This is a genomic window from Nocardioides sp. CF8, assembly GCF_000389985.1.
GTDB lineage: Bacteria > Actinomycetota > Actinomycetes > Propionibacteriales > Nocardioidaceae > Nocardioides > Nocardioides allogilvus.
In genome coordinates this window covers 313,308-338,776 of record NZ_CM001852.1, presented here as the reverse complement: position 1 = coordinate 338,776, position 25,469 = coordinate 313,308, and the positions used below count along the sequence as shown (strand labels likewise).

Sequence of the window (25,469 nt, the reverse complement as noted above, 5' to 3'; positions counted from 1 at the left end):
GCACTACACCACTATCGGGGACTCAACTCACCTCGGCCGCGGCGCACATGTTGGCTGAGCCAATTGCGCGCGGCTCGGGAGTGGGACCCGACGAGGTCCGAGCACTGAAGAGCGCCTGCCGGCCCGCCGATACCGCTCGACGCAGGTCATGGCGGCCCGCCGTTGTCGAGCTACAGCCACCCTCGCCGTCCGGCGTGGTGCGAGAACGTCTAGATTCTGCGGTCGGCCAGGACAGGAAAGTCCGCTCTGACGGAAACGACGAGGTTTAGGTCGATGTCGGCCAACAGGGCGTCCTCACCGCTCCCAAGCTCGGCGACGACTTCACCCGTCGGGGCGACGATCTGGGAGTGACCTCCCATCTCCACTCCGCTGTGAGTGCCGGCGGTGTTGCACTGGAGCACCCAGGCTTGGTTCTCGAGCGCTCGAGCCCGACCAAGGAGCCGCCAGTGCTCCACCCTGGGCATCGGCCATGCCGCCGGAAGGAGGATCACGTCGGCGCCAAGGTCGCTCAGCCTACGGAAGAGCTCCGGGAACCGGAGGTCGTAGCAGGTCGCCAAACCGATCCGACTTGCTCCGGCGTCGTGCACCAGTTCGGTGACGGCGAGGTCTGTGCCGGCTTCCAACAGGCGAGGTTCACCGTCGCCGAAGCCGAAGCGGTGGATCTTCCGGTACGTCTTGTGGACGGTGCCCTCTGGAGAGAGGAGCACAGAGGTGTTCCAGAGCCCGCGCCCCTCGGCACCCGGATCGGCGCCCGCTTCCGCTCGCTCGATGATGGATCCCGCATGGAGCCAGACACCGACCTCGCGCGCAACCGAGGCCATCCGCGCGACGGTTGGCCCGTTCATGAGTTCGGCCGTCGCCTCCCACGATGTGGACGCGAAGCCGCCGTGCGCCCAGAGCTCCGGGAGCACCACCAGGTCCGCGGGTCCGAGTTCACGGATCCATCGGCTGACTCGCTCGACCCGATCGGACAGCGCTTCGTCGTCGCCATAGGAGACTTGGAGCAGAGCAACGCGCAGGCGATTCGTGTGCGCACCGTTCACGCCAGTCACGGACCTTCTGCCGAGCCGGTCGCCGCCTTCGCGCCAGACATGGCACCGAGGACCTTCTCAGGCGTCAGAGGCAGGTCGCGCAGCACCACACCAAATGGCGACAAAGCATCGTTGACAGCGTTCAAGACTGCAGCCGGAGCCGCAATCAGGCCCGACTCTCCCATCCCCTTGACCCCCGAGGCGGAGTGCGAGGAGGGCGTCTCGAGGTGGTGGATCTCGAACGGTGGCGCAACGTCCATGGTCGGCAGTCCGTAGTCGAGGAACGTGGTGGTGAGAATCTGGCCCGACTCGTCGTAGGAGAGCTCCTCGAACACCGATGCACCGATGCCTTGCAGGACTCCGCCGCGGATCTGTCCCTCGACGATGTTGGGATTGATGACCGTTCCACAGTCCTCGACCGAGAAGATCTTCTCGAAACGCACGAACCCAGTCTCGGCATCCAGCTCCACCAGGATTGCGTGACCGCCGTTGCTGAACATCGCCTGTGACGGATCGTAGGCCTGCGTGGCCTCGAGGGTCGGCTCGAAGTCCTCGGGCCAGGAGTCGAGGTCGAAGTAGATCGCGGTGGCCACGTCAGCGATCGACAACGAAGCATCTGCGACGCCCTTGACCGACGCGAGCCCGTCCACCAGCTCGATGTCATCTGTCGACGCCTCGAGCATGTGCGCGGCTACCTGCCGCACCTTCTCCCTGACGACGTCAGCTGCTCGTGCTACGGCGCCACCTGCAACGACCGCGCCGCGGCTCCCGATGGTGCCGGAGCCGTAGGCGTGAGAGGTCGACCGCGCCGTCTGGACGCTGACGTCCTCCACCTTGATACCCAGGGTGTCGGCTGCCATCTGTGCCATCGTCGTGGCGAGTCCCTGACCCTGGGCCGACAAACCGATCGTCACGTTGGCGGTCCCGTTGGGGTTCAACCGAACTGTGGCGGTGTCGTGGTAGACGTCGCCGAGGCCGTGCTCGAGGCTGGTCGCCGTGCTCTCACCGCTGCTCTCGACGAAGCAGCTGAGGCCCAACCCGATGTAGCGCCCCTGCTCGCGCAGCTCGGCCTGTCGACGCAGGAAGGCCGGGTAGTCGACCATCTCCTCAAGGGCGTCGATCGTCTGCAGCCAACTTCCCTCCTGGTAGACGATGCCCTGCGGGTTGGTCCACGGGAACTCGCGCACGACGTTGTGTCGACGGAAGTCGAAGGGCGACAATCCCAGCGCACGAGCGGCATCGTCCGCGAGGCACTCGCGGGCGAACGTCCCCGCCATGTAGCCCACGCCGCGGTAGGCGCCGACTGGCGTCTTGTTGGTGGCCGCGGCCTTGTAGGTGTACTCCGCAGCCGGTACGTCGTAGATGCCGGTGGGGGTCATCACCGCGGCGCACCACGGCTCCACGGCCATGGACCACGGTGGCAGGTGGTATGCCCCGCCGTCGCCGAGCGCGTGTGTGCGGACTCCGGTGATCTTGCCGTCGGCGTCGAGCGCATAGGCGATGTCGACGTACTGCTCGTGGGCGTGGGCGCCGGCGATGAGGTTCTCTCGACGGTCCTCGATCCACTTCACAGGCCTGCCGACTTCCCTCGCCAGGAGCGGCAACAACATCTCTTCGGGATAGACGTGCGCCTTCATGCCGAACCCACCACCGGTGTCGGGCGTGATGACTTCGACGTTCTGCTCCGGGAAACCGAGGTACGCGGTCAGCATGTACTTGAGGTAGTGCGGCATCTGGGTGTTCGACCACAGACGCAGCGCCTTCGACGACCATTCGTAGTCGGCGATCACGCCGCGGGTCTCCATGGGAGCCGCCGACACGCGGCAGGTGTAGAACCGCCCCGCTACGACCTGGTCGGCCTGGTCGAAGGCTTCTGACACGTTACCGAAGCTTGCGCCGCCGTTGAGGCCGATGTTGTCGGGCAGCTGCGGGTTCGCGACAGGGCCGCCCGCGGCCGCGGCGTCTGCGTTGGTGACGGCAGGCAGCTCCTCGAAGTCCCAGTCGATGAGTTCGCAGGCGTCCTCTGCCGCGTAGCGCGAGTCAGCCACGACTACGGCGACAGGCTCTCCGACGTAGAGGACCTCGTCCCCCGCGAGCAGCGGCATCGTGGTCGGGAAGCAGCCTTCGACCGCCATCTCACCGACGAGGCCCTCGCAGAAGGGGGCGACGTCCTTGCCGGACCAGGCCAGTGCCACACCCTCCGCGTCGCGGATTGCGGACAGGTCGAGGTTGGTGATCCGCGCATGTGCAACAGGACTTCGTACGAACGCCACGTGGAGCTGGCGTGGGACGTCGATGTCGGCAATGAACTCACCGCGGCCGGTGAGCAAGCGTGGGTCCTCGGATCGCAGTACTCGGGTCCCGACCGAGCGAGCCGCGACGACCGGCGTCTTCATGTGCTGATGGGTGTCGAGCTTCTTCACTGGTTCTCGCCCTCCGTGTCGGTCTGACCCTCGGCGGCTGCCTGTTCGATGGCAGAGACGATGGTCTGGTAGCCGGTGCATCGACACAGGGAACCCGACACCGTCTCCACGATGTCCTCTCGCGTGGGGGTGGGGTTCTCCTCGAGCAACGCGGTCGCCGTCATGAGGAAGCCGGCTGTGCAGAATCCGCACTGGAGCCCGTGCTGCTCGCGGAACGCGCGCTGGAGGGGGTTCAGCTCCTGGCCGTCGGCGAGGCTCTCGACGGTGCGGATCTGACGGCCTTCCGCCTGCACGGCGAGGGTGAGGCAGGCACGCGCCGGGAGGTCGTCCAGCAGCACCGTGCACGCACCGCACACACCGTGCTCACATCCGAGCTTGGTGCCTGGCAGTTGCGCATCCTCACGGAGGAAGTCGGCCAGCGTCCGGCGTGCCTCCACCGTTGCGCGGTAGCGGCGGCCGTTGATCGTCATGGAGACGTCCAGGCGCTCTTCGGGGGTGATGGACACGTCAGGCTCCGTTCGTGAGTTCGCGCACGGCACGCCGTACGAGTGAGGCGACCAGCTTCCGGCGATACTCGCTGTTGCCGTGGATGTCCGAGATCGGGTCGATCGACGCAGCTGCCGTCACGGCTGCCTCGTCCGCGACGGCCTCGGTCAGAGGGGCCTCGGCCAAGAGTCGCTCGACCTCCGCGAGCCTGCGGACCGAGCCAACCGCAGCGCCGACCGTGACCCTCGGGTCCAGAAGCACCCCATCTCGAGGGGTACCAGTGGCGGCGACGAGGGCGAGACCGTAGTCACCCTTCTTGACCGCAGCTTCCTGGAACGACCATGCAGTGCGCGTGGTGGGCACCGATACGTGGGTCAGGATCTCGTCCTCGGCGAGCGTCGAGGTGAAGGGCCCGACGAAGAAGTCGTCGGCCCCGATCGTCCTCCGCCCGCGGGGACCCACCGCGTGCATCGTTGCGCCCACGGCCAGCAGGATGGTCGGCCACTCACCGGATGGGTCGGCGTGTGCAGTACTTCCGCCGAACGTGCCGCGCGACCGGATTTGCGGATGAGCGATGTGGACCACTGCCGACGACAGGATCGGCAGACGCTCGGCAATCACAGAGGAACGCTCGATCTCTCGGTGCGTCACGCGCGCGCCGATCAGAACGGATGTGCCTTGGTCTTCGATGCCATCGAGGCCCGGCACGTGCTGCAGGTCGACCAGGATCGAGGGCGCGGCCAGCCGCATCGCAAGGAGCGGCATCAGGCTCTGACCACCCGACAGCACCTTTGCGTCCGGGTCGGACGCCAGGTGCTCGATCGCGTCGTCGAGCGTCCGCGGTGCGACATAACGAAACTTGGGTGGCTTCACGGCGTACTCCCTCAATCAGCGGTGAGTGATGACATCAACGATTGGCCGACCGCGCCCGTGCCGAGGCGTAGCCCGCGGCGAAGACACTGATCAGAGCTGCGACGACGCTGACGAGCGCCCCACCGGTCGGCAGGGCCTTGGCCCACGACATGCCGCCAGCCAGAGCGAGGACGTCGAGCACCTCGTCGTCGCGGTCGCTGACACGCCCTCCATGCACGTCCGATGCTTGCGGAGCGGCCAGCGGAGCCGGAGCCGTGGTCGGGGGTTGTGCGTCGGCGGCAGCAGACGGGGGTGTGGTCGGCGCGCCTTCCGCTGCAACCATCTCTTGCAGTCGCTGTGCGAACATGGTCATGAGTGCCCCGCTCACGTCTGCGAGCACTCCTCGTCCGAACTGAGCGACCTTCCCCGTGATGGCGAGCTCCGTCTCGACCACCACGCGCGTACCTCCGCCCTTCGGGTGGAGTGTCGCGCGCACGTTGGCCGTCGCGTCTCCCTGACCACGGGCGTCCTTGCCACGTGCATGGAGGACGGCGGTGTGCGCCTTCTCGTCGAGCTCCTTGAACTGTGCGACACCCTTGTACTCGGCGGTGATCGGACCGACCTTGATCTTGGCGCGGCCGTGGAAGTCGTCGCCTTCGACCGAGGTGATCGATGCGCCGGGAAGACACGGCGCCACCTTCTCCAGATCGGTGAGCAGGATCCACGTCTTCTCAGGCGGAAGCGCTACTTCGAACTCGTTGAGCAACTGCATCGGATTCTCCTTTTCGGCGGGCGCCGTATTCAATGATGCGTCAGTCGCAACGCGGGGTTACCTCGGGTGAGGCCATGCCCCGCGTCACGCGGGTCTGGGCAAGCCGAATCGGAATTCGGACGCCCCTGGGGGGAACTCTCCTCCATGCTGCAGAGCCGCGGCCATGGCCCGCACCTTGGTCAGGTACGCCTGACCCACGGCCAGCCGCTCGGGTTCCCACGCGGCCAAAGCCTCCCGGACGTCCCCAGAAGCCTGGACGAGTCGATCCGCAAGCGCCCACGCATCGGCAGCCGCTTTGGCAGCTCCGGCCGCGGCGTGCGGTCGTGGGGTGAAAGCCGCATCGCCGATGAGGACGACTCGGTCGAATGCCATCTGGGGGACATCGGCGTCGGCGACAATCGTGACGAACGGCTGCGGGGCCCCGGTGATGAGGTCGCGGAAGACCGGCGCCAATTGGCTGGCCGCGCGGCCGTGGAACTCCTTGAGGCTGGACGTCGGCAAGGCCGGGAAGTGTACGGAGACGGGGCGCCGACTACCGTCGTTCGCCGTCATGAGGTCGTCGAGAGCTGCGCCGGCCTCGACGTTCCAGTACCACTGGAAGTTGAGGCGGGTGTCGCCTGTGACCTCACCGTCCGAGGAGACCTGACGGATGGGGTACGCGATGATGTGGCCGTCGGAGAGCAGTCCGTAGGTGAAGGCGTCCTGGAAGAAGTCCCACGTCTCCTCCGAGACATCACGTTGGTCCACCATCCCCCGCCAGGTGACGTAGCCGGCATAGTCAGGCTTCCGGGCGAGCAGTTGTGATCTCGCCACAGAGCCGCCTCCGTCCGCGCAGACGATGAGGTCGGCGGAGACCTCGGTGCCGTCGGCAAAGGTGGCCGAAGAGCTGTCCGTTCCCGGCGTCACCCCGACGAGCTCCTTGCCGAGGTGGTAGCGCTGCGTCCCGAAGGCCTCGAGCAGCTTCTGGTAGACGGCGTTGTAGGCCGTGAAGCGCCATCCCGCCTCGACCCGCCCGACGCTTCGTCCGGAAGCAGCATCGAAGTAGCGCATCTGGTGGCTCGGGACGCTGATGTCTTCCAGAGTGGTCGGGGTGCGCTCCAGCAGGTAGCGGACCAGCTCGGGCTGGACCACGATGCCCGTGCCGAAGCCTGAGAGCAGAGTGTTGCTCCGCTCGTAGACATCCACGTCGCAACCGGCATCGCGGAGCACATTCGCCGCCGTCAGGCCAGCAATCGAGCCGCCGACAACGGCGACCTTCGGCATGCTCATCCCTTACCTCCTTGTCCGTCCCGTATCGCGATCAGTTGTCACGCAGTGGCAGCGCGATGGGGCGGAGAGGTGCCCCGCTTGCGCCGCGCAGACGAATGGGGGCTGCGATCAGACAGAACTCGTTGACGCCGTCTCGCGACAGGTCCTCCAGGTTGACCAGCTCGATCATCGGGACGCCGGCCTCGGCAAGGAAGTGACAGTGCCCGGGCAACCAGTTGTCCTCGTGCTGGGACGGTCCGACCTCGACGCATTCCTGATCTGCAGCGATTGCCGAGATTCCCTGACTCGTGAGCCACTTGGCGGCCTCGAGGCTGAGTCCCGGAGGGTTGCCGAGGACCTTGGACCCGTCGGGCCAGTACCCCATGCGTCCGGTCCGGACCATCGCGACGTCGCCCGGCTGCAGGGTGACGCCCGCATCAGCGAGCACCTTCTGGCAGTCCTCGACGGTGATGGCGTACGAGTCCGGCAGACAATCGACCTGGTGGCTCTTGGCAACATCGATCAACACACCACGGGTGATGATGGGCGGGATGACCTCCGCCCCGCCCTTGGTCCATCCGCGACTGCCGAGATTGTCCTCGACCGAGAACCCGTTGTAGATGTGCCCGTCAACGCCGAAGTGGCTCAGGGAATCGATGTGCGTCCCCGTGTGGGTGTACATGAAGACGACATCACCGGAGTAGCAGACGTGCCGGTTGCCGGCCTCCCCTGCCCCGTTCAGGTTGTCGACGACTGTCCCGGCCGGGGTGTGACTCATGAACAGCTGGTAGCTGGGGTCGCCTGCGGCTTGGAAGCTCGGCATGCCCACGAAGTAGTCGATGCTGAGGTCGTAGCTCCTGGTGCCGTCGACCCGCGCCAGAATGGCGGCGGAGCCTTCAGGGCTGAGGTGGTTGAGAGCTCCGAGCTGATCATCCGGTCCCCAAGGACTGGACGCGACCTTGATGCCTGCCTGCGCCATCAGCCGTCCTCACGCACGAAGTCCACGACGGCGCGCTCGGCCAGCTTGGGCTTGAGCTTGGCCACGACCTCGAGGTGGAACTCGTCGACCGAGTACTTCTGCAGGTCATCCCAGGACTCGAAGTCGTTGATCAGCACGCCACTGAAGGGCTGGCCATTGTCGCCCGGGTCGCCCTCGTGAGCGCCGAGCTCCCAGTACTGGATGTAGGGGTACGGCTCGCGAAGGGTGTTCAGCAACTCGATGACGTCGTCGTTGCTGTGGCCCTCGGCCACACGCCAGGAAAAGACGTGGCGAATCATGGGGAACTCCTTTGCTAACGCTTGGGTGCGCGACTGCGCTGCGTCAGTCTGGAAGCCGACCATTCCGATCGCCTCTGCATGCTCCGACAAGATGGAGGGCGTCTTTGTGGGATTGCTGACGTGCTTGCCGTCAGCGCCAGGGACGAAGTCCACTCGGGGACTCCTGGTCGTCGCTCAGATCCCTGTTTCGCCTTGGCTGTTCTCTCCGAGGATGGAGAGTTGACGCTCACTGGCGTCGTGGAGCACATCGGCGAGGCGCAGGGCGACGGCGAGCTCGTCGCGGCGGTTGTTGATCGGGAATCCGAGCCGCTCCTCGATCGACTTGAGGCGGTACGCAACCGTCCTCTCGTGCACGCGGATGCGTACCGCGGTGGCTGCCGCGTTCTGCCCCGTGTCGAAGTAGGCCTTCAACGTCTCGCGCAGGAGCTGGGTGCGCGGATCGTCGTCGCCGATCGGCCCCAACTCACTCATCATGAAGTCGCGAGCGGCCGGCGCGTCGCGAAGTACGACGCTCTCCAGAGCGACATCGCGGTAGCGCGTGACGGGTTCAGACCGAAGGCGCCCGACTCGGCACGCCTGCCATGCTTGCCGGTGTGCGCGGCGGAAGCCCTCGATCCCATTCAGGGGCCCGCCGACTGCGACGAAGGTTGCGGCCGGCGGGTGGAACGTCGCGAACTGCTGCTCGAAGGACTCGCAGAGTCGGCTACTGCCCAACCAAGCCAGCGACGTCCCGCCGGTGCCCTCGACCACGAGGAGGGATGCATCGAACAGCGCCGCCAAGGACTTCAGGGCGACCCTGGGCGCACTCCCCCACACCACTACGGCCAGGTGATCGACCTTGAGGTTGTAACCCAGTTGCTCGGTGTCGGTCGGCACTCCGTTCAGGAGGTCCGTGACGACCGCGCGACGCTGCCGGTCCCTGCTGTGGAAGAAGTACGCGGACTTTTCCTGCTCGTAGGTCGCCACCACGTCGTGCGTGATGCGGTCGTTCCAAGCGAAGTGGTACTCGGCGGCCTGCTTCAGTACTGCGATCTGGCGGGGGCCCGCGGGGACGATGCGTACAGCCGTTTCGAGGATCCAGTTCCACAGGACCACTTGACCGATCCGGCGGGTCAGGAGCAGATCGGTCAGCTCGACGCCAGCCTGAGCAGCGACCCTTGCCTCTTCCAAGGCTCCCTCGGAGGCACCTTCGGGGAGCTGCCGGGCGTTGCGGAGTCCGTGGATGATGCTCGTGAGCGCGCCCGTGATGCTGGGGAGCTCGGTTTCGAGCAACATGGGGTCGTTGCGGCGGTAGTAGTTGGGAGCACCGGAGCGGCAGCGCTCCCTGACTTCCTCACTGATCGCGGGGATCTTCAGGATGAGTTCATCCGCGACCGCCCGCAGGTCGTGCTCGATCGACATAAGTGGATTGTAGGGCTCTGATTCACACGTCCGAGCGGCGTTGTGACCCTCGACTGGCATCAGTCTGGGCAGGCCGTCCGAGGGGGAGGGCGCAGGCGTGAGCCCTGGCCCTCCCCCTTGGTTGGTGGATCAGGAGACGCCCCACACCTCCTTGAAGACGGGCTCGTAGTCGATGCCGGTCGACCAGGCCTCACCCTCGGGCGGGAGGTCGTTGTCGTGGTCGAACATCGAGACGCCCACGCCTGACGGAACGCTCTCTTCGCCCGCGAAGTAACGGTTGATCATGTCTGCGGCCGACCACGCCTCGTAGCGTCCGTCGTAGGTCCATCCGGCGTCCTGGCCCTTGTTCTCTCGGACGAGTTCGATGTTCGCGGCGTATCCGCTACCGGAGACCACCTCGATCGAGTCGTTGCGTCCAGACGCCATCACTGCCGCGGCTCCCCCGGACGTGAGGAGGTCGTCGTAGGACAGGGCCATTCCGTTGGCCTCGGGATTGCGGAGAAGCGCGGTCGAGATCTTCTCCTCGAGGGCGGGGCCGAAGTCGGCGAGCCGAATGTTGAGTGTCGTGACCTTGCACTCGGGGCACTGCTCCTCCATCGCCTTCTGGAACCCGTCGTGCACTGCCTTGGTGATGACGAGCTCAGTGTTGCTGACTTCGATGATGTTGGCCTTCGACCCGAGCTTGGAGAGGAGCCACGTCGCTTCCGAAGCGCCCAGGGCTTCGCCCCAGGCGATGAAGTCACCTTCGACGAACTCCAGGCTCCGCTCGTAGTAGGAGGGCTGGCTGGGATCGACGTCGCTGCAATCGGCGGCCTCTTGGGAGAAGACCGGGATGCCGGCCTTCTTGGCCTCTTCGAGGGCGGTCTTCACGAGCGGGCAGTCGATCGAGTAGAGCCAGATGGCGTCTGCGTTCTGGGAGATGGCCTGACGGATTCCCTCCTGGTACTCGGAGGGCTCGTACTTGCCGTCGTAAACCGAGAAGTCCCAGCCGAGGAGCTCTGCAGCGGCCTTGGCGCCGTTGGCCATGGCAGTGCCGGTCGGCGACTGGACGCCGGAACTCACCAGCGCGACCCTGTAGCCAGCCTGAGCCTTGGGTCCTGATGACGCGGGCTCGGTGAAGGTGCCGTCGCCGTAGAGCTTCTCGATGGCCTCTGTTGCGCGCTGCGCCACGGCGTCGTCGCTGGACGCGCTGGTGGCCGCCTGGCCGCCGGATTCGGTGCTGCAACTGCTCGCAGCTGCCATCACCGCCAGCACCAGGACAGCGCCCGTCACGCGGCGGATCCGTGAGCCATGTGTCAGATACATGTCGTTTCCTCTTTCGAACGGTGTGCGGGATCAGGTGCGAGCACCTGTCGGATGTCAGCGGCGAGACGAAACGCCGGTGGTGCCGCTGGTACTGCAGGTCCGAGAGACAGATCGATGAAGGGTGAGGCAGGTTTGCCGAACTTCGTCGAGCAACGCCGGGGGTCTAGGTGCGCCGGTTCGACCGCAGGGCGGGAGAGAGGAGAGCGTCCCGAGGTGGTTCTGCACCTCGCTGCTGGACCACCGGTGGCGCCGGCCGATGCTGTTCATGGCCCCTCCTTGTGAGAGTGAGGGACATCTTGAGGCCCAGCCGCAGCGGCACGCGTTGCCGAGATTCGACGAACTTGCCGTGATGCCTGTCACCTTCCTGCAATTGGTGCTGGCGCCGTCGCGAAAGATGGTGCAAACGAGTGACGACCGCGCCCGGCGGGCGCGGTCGTCACGATCGTGTGTGCCGGAACTGTCGTCAGTCGCCGTCGGTCAGAACACGGGATCCCCGCGTCAGGAAGTCCCCTCACACGTCCTTCAACGCCAACTTGTACTCGCTGTCAGTATTCCCAGTCGTCTCCTGGGCGAGCTGACCGTTGTCGGGGTCGAGACGGGACGCCGGCTGCCGATGCGGGGTCTGCTCCGCCCTTGAACGGTTCACCAGGTCGTGCGACCAGGTCTCGTGGTCCATGGCGTACGCCGAGCCTGAGCCGTGGCTTGGTTGTTGTGCACGAGGTCGGCGTCGGGACCCCGGTCCCTGTGACGACCTGCAGGGGTAGTTGCGCCGTGCGCCCATCACCTCAGCAGGACCGCCGCGACTGAACAGCTGTGTGCACAACGACAGCGGGCTTGGCACGGGGTCGGGGTGCCGATGCGGCCGCCGGAGGGGGCTCCGAGCGCTCAGTGGCCACCCAGCCGAGCGTCAGCCGAGGATCTCTGACCGCACGCGGTCGGCAGTCTCCAGTGCGCCCTCGATGTAGCCGGGGAACAGCAGGGACACATCCGACCCTGCGAAGTGCACGCGACCGTGCGGCTCGCCGAGCGACTTGTGGGCGCGGGTCGCCTGTCCGATACGCGGGGACACCCAGGGCGCGCGGACGAACGGGTCCGCGCACCAGTCGTGATAGTCAGTTCCGACGACGACCGCGTCTGGCAAGTAGTGGTGGACCGCAGCTTCGATGGCCCCACTGTCGGCGGGGTCGAAGGAGTCCCGGTCGGTGAAGCCGACGAGGATGCGACCGCCGTCGGAGGCGGGTAGGTAGTCGTACAGAGTCGGGAAGACACCGTCGCCAGTGCAGGAGATACCTTCCGGGACACCCCGCACGTGGATGAGGAGCTTGAGACCCCTACCTCCATGCCCTTCCGCGACGACCTCGGCCCGCGGCCCCGACAAGGGAGGCTCGAATCGGAGCTCTCGCATGCAGTTCAAGGGTGCCGCGACGACGACATGTTCGGCCCTCAGCGCACGCTCCGTGCCGTAGGTGACATCCACCCAGTCGGTCTGCTGGCGGATCGAGTGCACTGCCTCGCCCAGCCGCAGGTCTGACACCTCATTGGCCATCGCAGTCGTGAGCGTGCCAGTACCGCTGGCCATCACCTCGTCCAAGGACAAGAGCACACCGAGCACGGAGTAGTCATGCGATGCGATCAGTTGGAGAACCCACAGAGCTGACGCGTCCTCGACCCTCTGCCCCATCATGTTCCAGATCCACGATCGCAGGAGCTGGCTGGTGACCGGCGGCGGGTTCAGTGCGGTCAGGTAGTCGTGCGCCGAGATGTCAAGATCCTCGAGGTTCTGGTTTTCGAGGCCGGCGTGGGGGTCGATGCGGCGCGCGTCCCTGATGAGGCAGAAGAGGATCCTCTCGGCCTCGAGGAACTCTTCCGGCGGGATCGGGAAGGCAGCGTTGTGATCTCCTGGCGCCAGCCGGTTCCGGAAGACCTTGAACGGCGCGGCGGGTTGGGTGTCGATCTTGTAGCGGTCGACCTCCGCTGCTAGGCGGGTGTGGTGGTGGCGGTGAAAGTAGGCTCCGCCGACTTCCACGGTCGTCCCGGGGTCGGTCATCGACTCTCGGCTGTACGCGCGGCCTCCGACTCGGCCGGCTGCTTCGAGCAGCACGACCGAGCGGCCATCTGCGCTCAGATCGCGTGCCGCTCGAAGCCCGGCGAATCCGGCTCCGACGACTGCGATCTCGACGCTCTCGACCATGCTCATCCCTTTCGCTCGCTTGATGGTCATCTTCGCGAACCGGCCCGACCTGCTCGGTTACCCGGATCTGACGAAATGCAGGTGATCCCTATCACCTTCCGGTAACAACTCTGCGCAGCCGCGATCCGTAAGGTCGACGGGACCCCAGTCGAAAGGACGTGCATGACCCACCCGCCTGCCGACCCCGCTCGCCCGTTCACCACGCTGCCACGCCGTGCGGGTGCCGCCCCCGATGTGGTCGGTCCGGCCCCGCACGCTCAACGCTCACAGATTGCTCCCGTCATGATTCAGGAGGAGCTGTGGTCCCGCATGCGAGCGCTCCCCTACACCTACATGGCCCCCACCCTGGTATCGGTCTCGCATGCACGCGCTCTTCACCTCGCGGAAGGGATCGGGTCGGCGCCGCCCGAGAGGTTTCAGCGTGGGCGGGAGTTCGCGCACCTGCATCCTCACCATGACGGGAGCCTGCACCTCTCGGTTCCCGATTCGGTGATGGAGCAGGTAGTGGACGCCAGATGGGGTGTCCCGCATCCGGTGCAGGATGCCCTTCTCGTGTTCGGTCCCCGCGATCGGGATGAACTGGAAATCGTGTGGTTCCTGGTCCAGGAGAGTTTCGGGTGGGTATCAGCGACTTGAACCGGACAGCGACGGAGCGATTCGTAGCGGCGCAGCAGTTCCGCGATGGCGGACTCGTCTCATCGTCAGCCTTCCTGCGTGCCGGGGCGCTGCATGGGGGTCTCACAGGGAACCGGCTGGTCTTCCCACGCATGACCCATTCTGCTGTCCGTCTTGTCGATATACGCGACAAGCCGCTGAGCGTGGACGAGGTTCTTGGCTCGCTGGACGACGCCGCGTCGGGCGGGGTCGTACTGTTCGTGGGTCGTGTGCGCGACCATGATGGCGGTCGCTCGGTTCACGGGCTCGAGTACTCGGCTCATCCGAGTGCGCTGGAGCTGTTGGGGCGTGTGTGCGCGGCGTTGCGGAGAAGCTCGACGTTCATGGGGTTGCAGCTGTTCACCGGGTGGGCAGCCTGGCGATCGGAGACATCGCAGTGGTGGTTGCGACGACTTCTGCTCATCGTGGCTCCGCCTTTGCGGCTTCGCGCATGCTCATCGACACGCTCAAGGCAGAGGTTCCGATCTGGAAGAATCAACAGTTCGGCGACGGCACCCAGGAGTGGGTCGGCGCACCGTAGTCCTCAGGACTTCACGAGTTCGAAGGTCCCAGACCGCGATTGCACCAATCCGTCGAGGTCTCGACGATGCTTGCCGATCGCCACAAGGCGGGCCACAGCCCTCCCACTAACGTCATGACGTGGACGGGAGCCGGCTAGTCCCTAGGACACCCTCCGACTATCGAGGCGCTCGTCCGTCTCCCGTGCAACCGAAGCACCCCACGAGAGGTTGATGTGCGTGCCCCCGGCTGATCATCACAAGATCCTGTTCGAACCGATCACAATCGGCCCCAAGACACTTCGAAACCGCTTCTTCAACGTTCCTCACGGCACCGCCTACGGGGTACTTCGACCGTCCACGTGGGCCTCGTACCGCAGCATTCGGGCAGAAGGCGGCTGGGCCGCCGTGTCGACGGAATTCTCCAGTGTCGGGCCGAGCAGCGACGAGTTCCCGCTGCACTCCAGCGACATCTGGGACGACGAAGACGGACGACGGCACAAGCTCATGGTGGACGCCGTCCATGCCCATGGCGCTCTCGCGAGCATCGAACTCCACCATGGCGGCACTCACGCCATGCGTAGGTTGTCACGAGAGCCTGCGTTGTCGGCGTCCGGCCTGGCGGGTGAGCTGCCTCCACCCGCAGGGCCTCTCGGCACTCCGAAAGTGATGACCTTCGAGGACATCGAGCGAGTGACGCAGTCCTTCGTAGACGCGGCTGTTCGAGCACGCGACGTGGGCTACGACATCGTGGATGTGCTCGCAGGCTATGGGTATCTCTTCGCGCAGTTCCTGTCCCCGTTCCACAACCATCGCACCGACAAGTACGGCGGGTCGTTGGAGAACAGGGCCAGGTTCTGGATCGAGACTCTCGGCCGCGTCCGCGACGCCGTAGGAGCCGACTGCGCCGTCGCGAGTCGTATGTCGGTCCAGACGCAGGGTCCGTGGGGTCACACGTTGGACGACAGCGTGGCGTTGGTCCGAATGGCTGATCCACTGGTCGACTTCTGGGATCTCAACGTCGGATCCGTGCTGGATTGGGGGAGCGATATCAGCCCGTCGCGGGTCGTCCCGGAAGGGCACAACATGGAGCTCTTCGCCCGCATGCGAAATGCCACCCAGAAGCCCGTCGTCGGGGTGTCACGATGGACGAGTCCTGACTTGATGGCCCAGGCAGTGCGTTCCGGGTTCATCGACATCGTCGGGTCGGCCCGCCAGTCGATCGCGGATCCATTCTTTCCTCAGAAGGTCTACGAGGGCCGTGTCGAAGACATCCGGGAGTGCATGGGCATCAACCACTGCATCAGCAGTCTCGATCGGGGCAACATGGGATGCGCTCAGAATGCCACCGCAGGCGAGGAGTACAGGCGCGACTGGCATCCGGAACGATTCGAACCGCTCGAACGCCCCGATGTGAGCGTCTTGGTGGTCGGCGCAGGCCCGGCAGGTCTGGAAGCTGCAATCGGCCTGGCGAAGCGAGGAGCCGAGATGGTGCACCTCGCGGACTCGGCCGACCAGATCGGTGGCCACCTCCGTCCAGTGGTCCACCTACCGGGACTTCGAGAGTGGGGACGCTTCATCGATCACCGGATGATCCAGATCGCCAAGCTCCCGAACTTGCAGTTCATTTCCTCGACCACCCTGAGCGCCGATGACGTCCTCGACTACGGGGCCTCCCACGTGATCATCGCGACAGGTGCCCGATGGTTGGAAACGGGGATCGCGCCAAGCACACACGCGCCACTACCCGGACTGTCCGACTTCGCTTGGGTGTTCACACCTGAACGGTTGCTCGTCCGGGGCGACAGGCCAGCCGCAGGATGTAGCGTGGCCGTCTACGACGCCGAGGGCGGCTACATGGGGTCGAGTCTCGCTCAGCTCCTCGCCGACGAAGGCTACGAGGTCTCTATCGTGACGCCGCATGCTCAAGTCGCAGCCGAGGGAGATCTGACGCTGGATGGACCTGCGGTTCGTGCGTCCCTCCATGCCAGCGGTGTGGTCATGTATCGAGACGTGTGTCTGACCGAGGTGGGCGACGGCGTACTGCAAGGGGCAGGTGAATTCGAGGCGCCCTTCTCGCTCGAGACAGATGCCCTCGTGCTGGTGACGATGCGGGCACCGGTCGACGACGTGTACAGCCGACTCGTGAGTGACCGCGGCGCACTGGACGGATCAGGGATCGAAGCCGTTTACCGCATCGGCGATGCGCTGTCTCCGCGCCCGCTGGCCGACGCGATGTTCGACGGTCATCGCCTGGCTCGTGAGTTCGAGTCACCAGACCCATCTGTGCCGCTTCCCTACAAGCGCGAGTTGTTACAGCTCGTGGACTGGCGCGACCGTCGTGCCTCACACTCCTGAAGCGACGCCTCGGTGCCGAAGCACAGTCGTCGGATTCGCCGTTCCCGAGGAGATCACTCGCAGCAGCCATGATTCCGGCAGATCGCCGAAAAAGTTCCCAGATCACATGCAGCCCATCCAGCGCGCGTCCTCCTACAGTTCGACGGGCCATGACGGATCAGGTACGGCGATGGCGACCCGCCTCGTGGTGTCCCCTCTGGCACGTCGCGGGAATGACCGCCAACTTTGGAGGACAGTCGGTGATTGCGTGAACAGGTGGTTCGTCGTCGCTGAGTCGAGCCGACGCGAGGATGAGATGCGAGAAGTCGTCATGGTGCCGACGTCGAGGATCCACGCCAAAGAGATGGGCACGTTGACCACGGCGTGTGGCATCAGGTGCGAGTCGTGGCCCAAGTGGTGGGACCAGTCCTTCCCCCTCGATCCCGAGCAGGACAGCTGTCCACGTTGTCGAGAAATTGCCTCGCGCCGATAGCCGGGGCCCGACATGACCCGCTTCCTGCCCTACGTGAGCGCGGCGGGACGCAAAGTCCGAGTCAGCTCGTACGTGAGTTCAGTGGAGGCCGACGAGTTTGGTCGACCGTCTAGTGGTGTTGGTGTATCGCCCACAACGAGACTGAGGCACGGGCGATTGGCCAGTGCGCGAGCGCCCCGAGCTCGCCACAACAACCAGCGGAAGACCAGTACACCAATGACTCCCACGCACCGTTCGAAGCCCTCTGCGATCAGCTTCTGGCACGAAGACGCACAGCTGGGCAGCACCCCCGTCAGCGAACTGCCGGGTGACACAGACCTGGATGTCGCCATCGTGGGTGCTGGCTACACGGGGTTGTGGACGGCGTACTACCTGGCCAAGGCTGACCCCACGCTCCGGATTGGCATCGTCGAACAGGAGTTCGTCGGCTTTGGCGCATCTGGTCGCAACGGCGGTTGGTGCTCCGCAATCTTCCCTGCCAGCTTTCGCAAGATTGCGTCCAAGAGCAGCCACTCTGACGCAGTACAAATGCAGCGAGCGATGTTCTCGACCGTGCGCGAGATCGGCGCAGTCGTCGCCTCAGAAGCGATCGATTGTGACTTCGAGCAGGGCGGCTACGTTTCGACGGCGCGCAACGCTGCTCAATGGGCGCGAGCTGAACGCGAGGTGCAATCCTGGCGAGACTGGGGTTTCGCCGCCGACGACATGCAACTCCTGACCCGCGAAGAGGCCGGTCGGCGAGTCGCAGCCTCCGACCTCTTCGGGGCCACTTACACGCCCCACTGCGCTGTCCTCCACCCCGCCAAGCTCGCCGGCGGGCTGGCCCGCGTGGTCCGGGGCCTCGGCGTGAAGATCTACGAGAACACGACCGTCGAGGAGATCGGCGAGCGGAGTCTGACGACGTCGCACGGTGTGGTGCACGCTGATGTCATCGTCAGAGCCACCGAGGGATACACCGCCAACCTGCCCGGTGCCAAGCGCGACCTGGTGCCGATGTACTCGTTGATGGTTGCGACCGCTCCGTTGAGCGACGAACAGTGGGATGAGATTGGACTCAAACAACGCGAGACCTTCAGCGACAAGCGTCACTTGCGAATCTATGGTCAGCGCACGGCCGACGGGCGGTTGGCATTCGGCGGGCGTGGGGCTCCCTACCACTTTGGCTCCCGGATCAAGCCCGAGTACGACAACGACGAACGAGTTCACGCGACGTTGCGCAGCATCCTGACCGAGATCTTCCCGGTCATCGACGGCGTCGAGTTCACCCATGCGTGGGGCGGCAACCTCGGCATCCCCCGCGACTGGTACCCCTCGGTTGGCTACGACCGACGGACCGGGCTGGCGCACGCCGGTGGTTACGTCGGAGACGGGGTAGCGACGGCGCACCTCGCGGGACGAACTCTGGCTGCCGAGATCACGGACCTGGACGACGACCTTCGCGCACTTCCGTGGGCAGGTCGTCAGTCGCCCAAGTGGGAGCCGGAGCCGCTTCGCTGGCTGGGTGTCAACGCGGGGACCATGGCGTTCTCGATCGCGGACCAGACGGAGTCGACGTCCGGCAAGCCGTCCCGCCTCGCGTCCTCGTTCTGGCGCCTGTTGGGACACTGACGACCCGATAGTCGTCATCACGGGACCAAGCGGCAAAGCAGCGTCCGCGGTTCGAGGAGGACGTCGCCGCGCAAGAGCTTCGTCCCTTGCCTTCGCGTGCAGACGACGTCGTCGGGCGCAAACGCCTTAATGCAGCCGGGCCGGAATGAGCGTCCACCCACTCGCCGAAGCCAGTACCTGATCGGTGGCCGATCGGCGGGAGTCCGACGGTGGCTGGGCGTCGCCGTACACAGCACGGAACTCGAACTGTGCGCAGGACTCTCTCTCGTTCACCAACGTGGCGGTGATCTTGACGCGTCGCACCGCGACCAGTGCGGCGGAGAACTCAAGCTGGCCTTACCCGACGGCCAGCGTCGGGTCGTCGTAGGCCAGCTGCTCACATACGTGGCGGCGGCGGCGTTCGAAGGCTTCAAGTACACCGGCTTCGCTGATCGAGCTACCTGGCGGGGCGTCGAGGATCTCCTCGCTGCTCAGCGCATTCACACGGTCGGTGAGCGCGCTGGTCATGCCGGGCTCCAGTCGACGCTGAGGTACTGCGTCTCCTGGTACTCCGCGAGGCCTTCGCGAGCACCTTCACGACCGAGTCCGCTCTGCTTCATCCCTCCGAAAGGGGCGGACGGGTCGGAGACGAGGCCACGGTTCACCGCGACCATTCCGGCGTCAAAGCGCTCGCCGACCTGCATGGCCCACTTGAGGTCACGCGAGTAGACGTACGCGGCCAGGCCCATCTCGGTTCCGTTGACCATGTCGATGAGTTCGGACTCGTCGTTCCAGGTCACCACGGGGGCCACGGGTGCAAAGATCTCGGTCTGGACAGCGGCCGAGTCAGGAGCGACGTCGCCCAAGACGGTGGGTGCGAAGAAGTAGCCGCTCAGGTTGTCCGGTACTTCGGCCTGTGCCGCGATGCGAGCGCCACGGTTGAGGGCGTCGTCGACGAGTCTTCGAACGTTCTCAACTGCGCGAGCGCTGATCAAGGGGCCGATCTCCGTACGGGCATCAGTGCCGGGGCCGACGTGGAGTGCTGTGACACGGGCTGCCAGCATCGCGGTGAAGTCGGAGGCCTGTGAGGCGTGGACGTATATCCGGTTGGCTGCGGTGCACGCCTGTCCCCCACCGCGGAACTTCGCGATCATCGCTCCGTCCACGGCCGCCTCGAGGTCCGCGTCCGCTGCAACGACGAAGGGTGCGTTGCCCCCCAATTCCATCGAGGCATTGACGATTCGGTCCGAGGCCTGACGCAGCAGGTGCCGTCCGACGCCGGTGGATCCGGTGAAGGACACCTTCCGCACCTTCGGCGACTCCATCCAGGCCGTCACCACCCCAGCCGGGTCGGTAGTTGGTACGACGTTCACAACGCCGTCGGGGAGTCCCGAAGCCTGGAGTGCGCGGGCCACCGCAAGTGCGGTCAGGGGCGTCTCGGCGGCGGGCTTGAGAACGACCGTGCAACCAGCTGCCAGTGCCGGCGCAAGCTTGCGCGTGGCCATGGCCGCCGGAAAGTTCCACGGCGTGATGAGCGCCGCGACGCCAACTGGACGGTGGGTGACGACGGTGCGGACCCCACCGCTGGGCGCCTCGCCGTACTGCCCCCCGGTTCGGACGGCTTCTTCCGCGAACCAGCGGAAGAACTCGGCCGCGTAGCCCACCTCGGCGTGAGCGTCAGCTTCCGACTTCCCGTTCTCGGCACAGATGAGCGCGGCGAACTCGTCGGCATCCCGCCGCATCGCTTCGAAGGTGCGGTACAGGATTTCGGAGCGGCTCCGCGGGCTGGCGTTGCGCCAGTCAGCGGCAGCCGTCGCGGCAGCGGAGACGGCCGCGAGGGCTTGCGTCCTGTCGCCGTCTGCGACGCGGGCAACGACCGACTTGTCTGCAGGATTGTCGACGTCGAACGAACAACTTCCCCTCACCCACTGTCCGCCGATGAGGATCCCTGACTCGGGGTCGAGTCGGGCCAGGATGGGGTCAAGCTTGCTCACGGGTGGAGGCCTCTCTGCTGGTGCGCTTGGGCGACGGTTGCGACGGCGGGCGGTTCGGAACCTAGGATCCCGTCAGCGGCGGTGATGGCCATCACGACACGACCTCGGCGAAGGCTGTCTCGATGACGTCGAATGCCTCGTGGAGCTCTGCGTCGCTGATAGCGAGCGGGGGAAGGAAGCGAAGGACGTTCCCGTACGTCCCACAGGTCAGCACGATGACGCCTTGCTGGTGTGCGTACACAGCCACCTGCTTGGCGATGCCTGCGTCAGGTTCAGTCGTCCCGGGGAGGACAAGCTCAGCTGCGATCATCGCTCCCCGGCCGCGGACGTCGCCGATGCGGTTGTCTCGAGTACGCAGCTTGTCGAGCCGATCGAGGATCAGACGCTCGACCTGGGCGGCGCGCTCCAGCAGGTCGTCCTCGACGATGGTGTCGATGACAGCCAGCGCCGCAGCGCACGCCAGCGGGTTGCCTCCGTAGGTGCCGCCGAGTCCTCCAGCGTGCACGGCGTTCATCATCTCTGCTCGTCCCGTGACGGCGGAAAGGGGCAGTCCGCCGGCGATGCCCTTCGCACTCACGACGAGGTCCGGCACGACCCCGTCGTGCTCGCATGCGAACATCTTGCCGGTGCGGGCGAAGCCGCTCTGCACCTCGTCCGCAACGAACACCACGCCTTCGCGCCGGCACCAGTCCGCGAGACCGGCGAGAAATCCGGGAGCAGGGACGATGAACCCGCCCTCGCCCTGGATGGGCTCGATGACAACGGCTGCGAGGTTGCCCGCGCCGACCTGCTTCTCGATGACATCGATCGCGCGCTGCGCTGCTGCCGGTCCGTCGACGCCTGAGTCACGGAAGGGGTACGACAGAGGCGCGCGATACACCTCGGACGCGAAGGGGCCGAAGCCGTGCTTGTAGGGCATGGACTTGGCGGTCATGGCCATCGTCAAGTTGGTGCGGCCGTGGTACGCGTGGTCGAAGGCGACCACGGCTTGACGGCCGGTGTGGGCGCGGGCGATCTTGACGGCGTTCTCGACTGCTTCCGCGCCTGAATTGAAAAGGACAGTCCGCTTGTCGTGGTCGCCGGGGGTGAGCTGGTTGAGGCGCTCGGCGACCTCGACGTACGGCTCGTAGGGGGTGACCATGAAGCAGGTGTGAGTGAAATCCTCGACCTGACGACGAACGGCGTCGACGACGCGTGGTGCGCTCGAGCCCACGGTCGTGACGGCGATGCCAGAGCCCAAGTCGATCAAGACATTGCCGTCGACGTCCTCGACCGTTCCGCCCTGCGCGCGAACGACGTAGACCGGCATGGTCGTTCCGACTCCGTCCGCCACGGCGCTTGCCTTGCGCTCCGCAAGCTCGATCGAGCGCGGGCCGGGCAGGACGGTGAGAAGGCGGCGGGCAATCATCGCGGCAGGTGCGTGGGTGGTCACCGAATCAGCGTGCGGCAGTATCGGCCATGTCGTCCAATGCCATTTTGGCTGCACGGGTATGCGTGCGGCGCATATGCGTGAGAGGCTTGCGCCGTGGAGTTGCGACTGCTCGAAACCTTCCGCGCCGTCGCGCGTCTCGGCACCATTTCGGCGGCAGCGACCGAGCTGCTAACTTCGCAGCCTGCCCTGTCGCGCCAGATTCAACAGCTCGAGCGTGACCTGGGCCTCGCTCTCTTCACGCGCGCAGGCCGTCGGCTGGAACTCACCGCGGCGGGACGGCGCTTCCTGGCAGCCGCCGACTCCGTGGTTGCCGCCGTGGACGGTGCCACGTCACTTGCTTCCTCCCTCGCCGCCGGTCAGCTGACGCGCGTACGCATGGCGGCCCCCACCACGACGTTGTCGGACGTGCTGGCTCCATTCCTGGCCGAGCTGTCCCCTGACGATCCGCTCATCACCGTCGAAGAAAGCACCTATTCGCAGGCCCTTGCTGCCGTCGGCACGCGCGTCGACATGGCGATACTGACTGCACCACCACCCCGGGAGCTCGCCAGCCTGCTCGTGGCAGAACTTCCCGTGTGGGCCTACGTCTGTGCCGATCATCGGTTGGCCGACCGCGCCCAAGTGGCCCTCGAGGACCTTGCCGCGGAACGCTTGATCCTGCTTGACCAGAGTGCTCGGCCCCGGCGACTGCTCGATGACGCCATGATTGCCGCAGGCCTCGCCCAACACGAACCCATCGAATGCGCCCACCCGCAAGTCGCGCAGGCGCTCGCAGCCGCTCGGCGCGGAGTCGCAGTGCTGTCGGACGACCCGCGATTCGATCTCGTACCAGTGGCGATCCAAACACCCGGTGGTCGCCTGACCATCAACCTGCACGCAGCCTGGGACCATCAGCACCACGCGGCGGCCGAGCTTCGAACTCTCGCCGACCGGCTCCGGTCGTTCTGCGCCGGGCGCTATGCCAATGTCAACAACGGAGCTGTGGGCTGAAGCCCGCTCTTGGGTACCGGCGCGAAGACGTTCCGTCGCGTCATGCCCGCGCGCCGCGGGGTTTGAGGCCCGCTGCGGCGATGGCTTCCATCGCCACGGCTTCGTCGTTGTCGGACGTGTCGCCCGAGACTCCGACGGCTCCGACGAGCTGACCGCTGGAGTCGTCCACCAGGACGCCACCCGGCACGGGGATGACCCTGCCCTCCAGTGCCGCGGTCGCCGATGCGACGAACTGCGGCTGCAGTTCGCCTCGCTCCATGATCGCGCGCGAGTTCATGCCCAGCGCCAGAGCACCGTAAGCCTTGCCCCTGGCGATCTCGAATCGACCGATGGGCGAGAAGTCCGATCTCTCCGCCACCACGACGTGCCCTCCACTGTCGAGCACGACGACCGTGAGCGGGCGCAGGTGCAGGCGGTCTGCCGCCCCGTGGACGAATCGTGCGATCCGCCGGCCGGTCTCTAGCGACAAGGTCATCTCGAGTCCTTCATGTTCTGCAGTCGAATCACCCGCGACCATGCCCAGCCAGGACCGCCTCGTGCCCATGCGCAGCCGAATGAGGCGGCGGTGATCGTGAATGGTGCATGGAGACATCCAGCGGAGTCGTGCTCGAGCGTCATCGGTGCGTCGTCTTGGACACCGGCGTGAGCGGCAGCACGTGCCGCAGGACGCCGTCGTAATCCTCTTCGCGCCAACCCAGGATGCGCTGCTCGCGGATGAACGGGAGCGGGGTTGCCGGGTCGGACGTGTCGATCTCACGGCCGAGCCTGTGACCGTCGAACACCGCCTCGGCGATGACGCGCGGCTCGACGCAGTCGCCGATGCGTAGCACCTGCGTGATCCCGGCACCGCTCAGACGTTCCTGGTCGGCTGTCAGCTGCTCGTAGAGGTCATTTCGGGACCGACGCTGTGTCACTAGCACGACAGAGTCGACGGTCCAGCTCACCTCGGTGGCTGCGTGGTAGACGTTGTGTCCGGTGACCTTCCCCGGCTCGATCCTGCTGAGCGAGTGACTGGTGACGAGCTGCACTCCGAGATCGAGCAACGCATGCATCACGTGCCCACCTTCGTCAGTGTGGAACAGGTAGGACCCCACTTGGTCGGCGGGGGTCACGAGGGTGACCTCCTTCCCCTCGATCGCAAGCTTCTGCGCGAGACTCGATCCCATGAAGTAGCCCTCACAGTCGTAGACCAGAACTCGATCACCGTCGACAGCCCGCTTCTCGAGCATGACGTCTTCTGGCGTGAACACCATGGACGGATGCATGTCGGCACCGGGGACGGGAAGGTGGGTCATCGGGCTGGTCCCCGTACGGTCCCAGTTCGCGCCCGTAGCAATGACGACCGTCGAAGCCCCGTAGTCCAGGACGTCTTCGACGTCGAAGTGCTTTCCGGTGAGCACGGTGACGTTCGACATCTTCGTCAACTGCGCTTCGCGGTACTCGACCACTCGTCGCCAGGTTCGCATCCCGGGCAGTTGTGACACCCAATTGACGTGGCCGCCGATCTCCGACTCGGCTTCCGCGAGATGGACTGCTTCGAAACCCCGCTCGCCGAGTACGCGTGCACATTCCATGCCGGCAGGTCCGGCGCCGATGATGAGGACGGGGTCGCCGGCACTCTCGGACGGGTTGAACTTCTCGGGATGCCAGCCGCGGCGGTACTCCTCACCGACTGTTGCGTTCTGGGTGCAGACGATACGGCCGCCGCCGTTGTTGAAGCGCGAGACGCACATGTTGCAGCCGATGCATTCGCGGATGTCTTCTGCTCGACCCTCGCGGATCTTGTTGGGAATGAACGGGTCGGAGATAGCTGGGCGCGCCGCACCGATGATGTCGATCACCCCGTCGCCTACCGCTCGGGCCATCAATTCGGGATCTGTGAACCGTCCGACGGCCGCGATGGGCTTCTTGGCGTAAGGCCGGACTTGCTCGATGTAGTCCCGCTGCCAGAACGGTTCGAAGAATCGTGAGGAGCTGACGTCGTCCTCCAAGTGTCCGACTTGCATGTCCCAGAGGTCGACGATGTCGTCGAGCATCTCGACTACGCCCACCCCGTCGTCGCTGACCTTGAACGCCCTGTCCGTGGTGTCATTGAAGGAGTCCAGACAGAACCCGGCCACGATGGCGCAGTCGTCGCCGACCGCTTCGCGCACCTGCTCCAGCGTCTCTCTCCAGAACCGTGTCCTGTTTTCGAGTGAGCCGCCGTACTCGTCGGTGCGATGGTTCCAGTAGCGCCACAGGAACTGGAGCGGGAGGGAGAACCCCTCTCGTGCGGCAACCTGGATCAGGTCGAATCCGACGTCTCGAGCGCGAACAGCTGCATCGACGTACGACTTCTGTATGCGACGGATGTCTGACTTGTCCATCGCGTAGCAGGAGTGGCCTGACATGGCACTCGCGACCTGAGATGGTCCACCGGCGGGCAGCCGCGTCACGTAACCGGTGTGGTTGAATCGCCCCGGGTCTGATGGAGGCTC

At 65.7% G+C, this 25,469-nt stretch carries 21 protein-coding genes and 1 pseudogene; 5 read left to right on the top strand and 17 right to left on the bottom strand.

Annotated features, from left to right (window positions below; genetic code table 11):
• Positions 1-209: 209 nt before the first annotated feature.
• From CF8_RS01665 to CF8_RS01615, 12 genes are all read right to left on the bottom strand, one after another.
• Positions 210-1,052 (bottom strand): carbon-nitrogen family hydrolase, encoded by an 843-nt coding sequence (locus CF8_RS01665; protein ID WP_084622752.1) that lies wholly within the window; start codon positions 1,050-1,052, stop codon positions 210-212.
• Positions 1,049-3,361, bottom strand: coding sequence for a xanthine dehydrogenase family protein molybdopterin-binding subunit (locus CF8_RS01660; RefSeq protein ID WP_232211561.1), 2,313 nt, complete (start codon positions 3,359-3,361; stop codon positions 1,049-1,051). Before CF8_RS01660 ends, CF8_RS01665 begins: the two co-directional genes overlap by 4 nt.
• A gap of 89 nt (positions 3,362-3,450) precedes the next feature.
• Positions 3,451-3,960: a (2Fe-2S)-binding protein gene (locus CF8_RS01655; RefSeq protein ID WP_010831402.1), complete on the bottom strand. Its 510-nt coding sequence runs from the start codon at positions 3,958-3,960 to the stop codon at positions 3,451-3,453.
• Between the two features lies 1 nt (position 3,961).
• Positions 3,962-4,813, bottom strand: coding sequence for an FAD binding domain-containing protein (locus tag CF8_RS01650; RefSeq protein ID WP_010831401.1), 852 nt, complete (start codon positions 4,811-4,813; stop codon positions 3,962-3,964).
• A 34-nt stretch (positions 4,814-4,847) separates the two neighbouring features.
• Entirely contained in the window at positions 4,848-5,597 is a 750-nt protein-coding gene (locus CF8_RS01645; protein WP_198016930.1) for an SRPBCC family protein, read from the bottom strand.
• Positions 5,598-5,648: 51 nt separating this feature from the next.
• Entirely contained in the window at positions 5,649-6,833 is a 1,185-nt protein-coding gene (locus CF8_RS01640; protein WP_010831399.1) for an FAD binding domain-containing protein, read from the bottom strand.
• Positions 6,834-6,864: 31 nt separating this feature from the next.
• Entirely contained in the window at positions 6,865-7,791 is a 927-nt protein-coding gene (locus CF8_RS01635; protein ID WP_010831398.1) for a cyclase family protein, read from the bottom strand.
• Positions 7,791-8,090: a Dabb family protein gene (locus CF8_RS01630; protein ID WP_036489979.1), complete on the bottom strand. Its 300-nt coding sequence runs from the start codon at positions 8,088-8,090 to the stop codon at positions 7,791-7,793. Before CF8_RS01630 ends, CF8_RS01635 begins: the two co-directional genes overlap by 1 nt.
• Positions 8,091-8,264: 174 nt before the next feature.
• On the bottom strand, positions 8,265-9,491 hold the full coding sequence (locus CF8_RS20590; RefSeq protein ID WP_010831396.1) for a PucR family transcriptional regulator: 1,227 nt from the start codon (positions 9,489-9,491) through the stop codon (positions 8,265-8,267).
• 129 nt (positions 9,492-9,620) lie between these two features.
• Positions 9,621-10,796: a sugar ABC transporter substrate-binding protein gene (locus tag CF8_RS01620; protein ID WP_084622750.1), complete on the bottom strand. Its 1,176-nt coding sequence runs from the start codon at positions 10,794-10,796 to the stop codon at positions 9,621-9,623.
• A 511-nt stretch (positions 10,797-11,307) separates the two neighbouring features.
• Positions 11,308-11,472, bottom strand: a complete 165-nt coding sequence (locus tag CF8_RS21810; RefSeq protein WP_156887124.1) for a hypothetical protein — start codon at positions 11,470-11,472, stop codon at positions 11,308-11,310.
• A 231-nt stretch (positions 11,473-11,703) separates the two neighbouring features.
• Complete coding sequence (locus CF8_RS01615) at positions 11,704-13,017, bottom strand: flavin monoamine oxidase family protein (RefSeq protein WP_010831394.1); 1,314 nt, start codon at positions 13,015-13,017, stop codon at positions 11,704-11,706.
• 132 nt (positions 13,018-13,149) lie between these two features.
• Here CF8_RS01615 and CF8_RS23640 point away from each other — a divergent pair, with 132 nt between their 5' ends.
• The 4 genes and pseudogenes from CF8_RS23640 to CF8_RS01595 all read left to right on the top strand — a co-directional run bounded on the left by CF8_RS23640 (position 13,150) and on the right by CF8_RS01595 (position 18,597).
• On the top strand, positions 13,150-13,623 hold the full coding sequence (locus CF8_RS23640; RefSeq protein WP_442937093.1) for a luciferase domain-containing protein: 474 nt from the start codon (positions 13,150-13,152) through the stop codon (positions 13,621-13,623).
• 131 nt (positions 13,624-13,754) lie between these two features.
• Positions 13,755-14,182, top strand: a pseudogene (locus CF8_RS23635) (molybdenum cofactor biosynthesis protein MoaE).
• A gap of 217 nt (positions 14,183-14,399) precedes the next feature.
• Positions 14,400-16,517: an oxidoreductase gene (locus CF8_RS01600; RefSeq protein ID WP_198016929.1), complete on the top strand. Its 2,118-nt coding sequence runs from the start codon at positions 14,400-14,402 to the stop codon at positions 16,515-16,517.
• Positions 16,518-17,205: 688 nt separating this feature from the next.
• On the top strand, positions 17,206-18,597 hold the full coding sequence (locus tag CF8_RS01595; RefSeq protein ID WP_010831390.1) for an NAD(P)/FAD-dependent oxidoreductase: 1,392 nt from the start codon (positions 17,206-17,208) through the stop codon (positions 18,595-18,597).
• A gap of 336 nt (positions 18,598-18,933) precedes the next feature.
• Here CF8_RS01595 and CF8_RS21805 read toward each other — a convergent pair whose 3' ends face one another.
• The 3 genes from CF8_RS21805 to gabT form a co-directional block, all read right to left on the bottom strand.
• Entirely contained in the window at positions 18,934-19,104 is a 171-nt protein-coding gene (locus tag CF8_RS21805; protein WP_156887123.1) for a hypothetical protein, read from the bottom strand.
• A complete protein-coding gene (locus CF8_RS01590; protein WP_232211560.1) occupies positions 19,101-20,570 on the bottom strand; it encodes an NAD-dependent succinate-semialdehyde dehydrogenase in 1,470 nt (489 codons plus the stop codon). Before CF8_RS01590 ends, CF8_RS21805 begins: the two co-directional genes overlap by 4 nt.
• 91 nt (positions 20,571-20,661) lie before the next feature.
• The gene (gabT, locus tag CF8_RS01585; RefSeq protein WP_036491904.1) at positions 20,662-21,978 is read right to left on the bottom strand and encodes a 4-aminobutyrate--2-oxoglutarate transaminase; all 1,317 of its coding nucleotides are present in this window, start codon (positions 21,976-21,978) and stop codon (positions 20,662-20,664) included.
• A 117-nt stretch (positions 21,979-22,095) separates the two neighbouring features.
• Between gabT and CF8_RS01580 the strand changes: the two genes are divergently transcribed.
• Positions 22,096-22,992, top strand: coding sequence for a LysR family transcriptional regulator (locus CF8_RS01580; RefSeq protein ID WP_010831387.1), 897 nt, complete (start codon positions 22,096-22,098; stop codon positions 22,990-22,992).
• Between the two features lie 40 nt (positions 22,993-23,032).
• Here CF8_RS01580 and CF8_RS01575 read toward each other — a convergent pair whose 3' ends face one another.
• Positions 23,033-23,584, bottom strand: coding sequence for a GlcG/HbpS family heme-binding protein (locus CF8_RS01575; RefSeq protein ID WP_232211559.1), 552 nt, complete (start codon positions 23,582-23,584; stop codon positions 23,033-23,035).
• 22 nt (positions 23,585-23,606) lie between these two features.
• Positions 23,607-25,469, bottom strand: a 1,863-nt coding sequence (locus CF8_RS01570; protein WP_084622749.1) for an oxidoreductase, incomplete at its 5' end; no start/stop codon positions are given.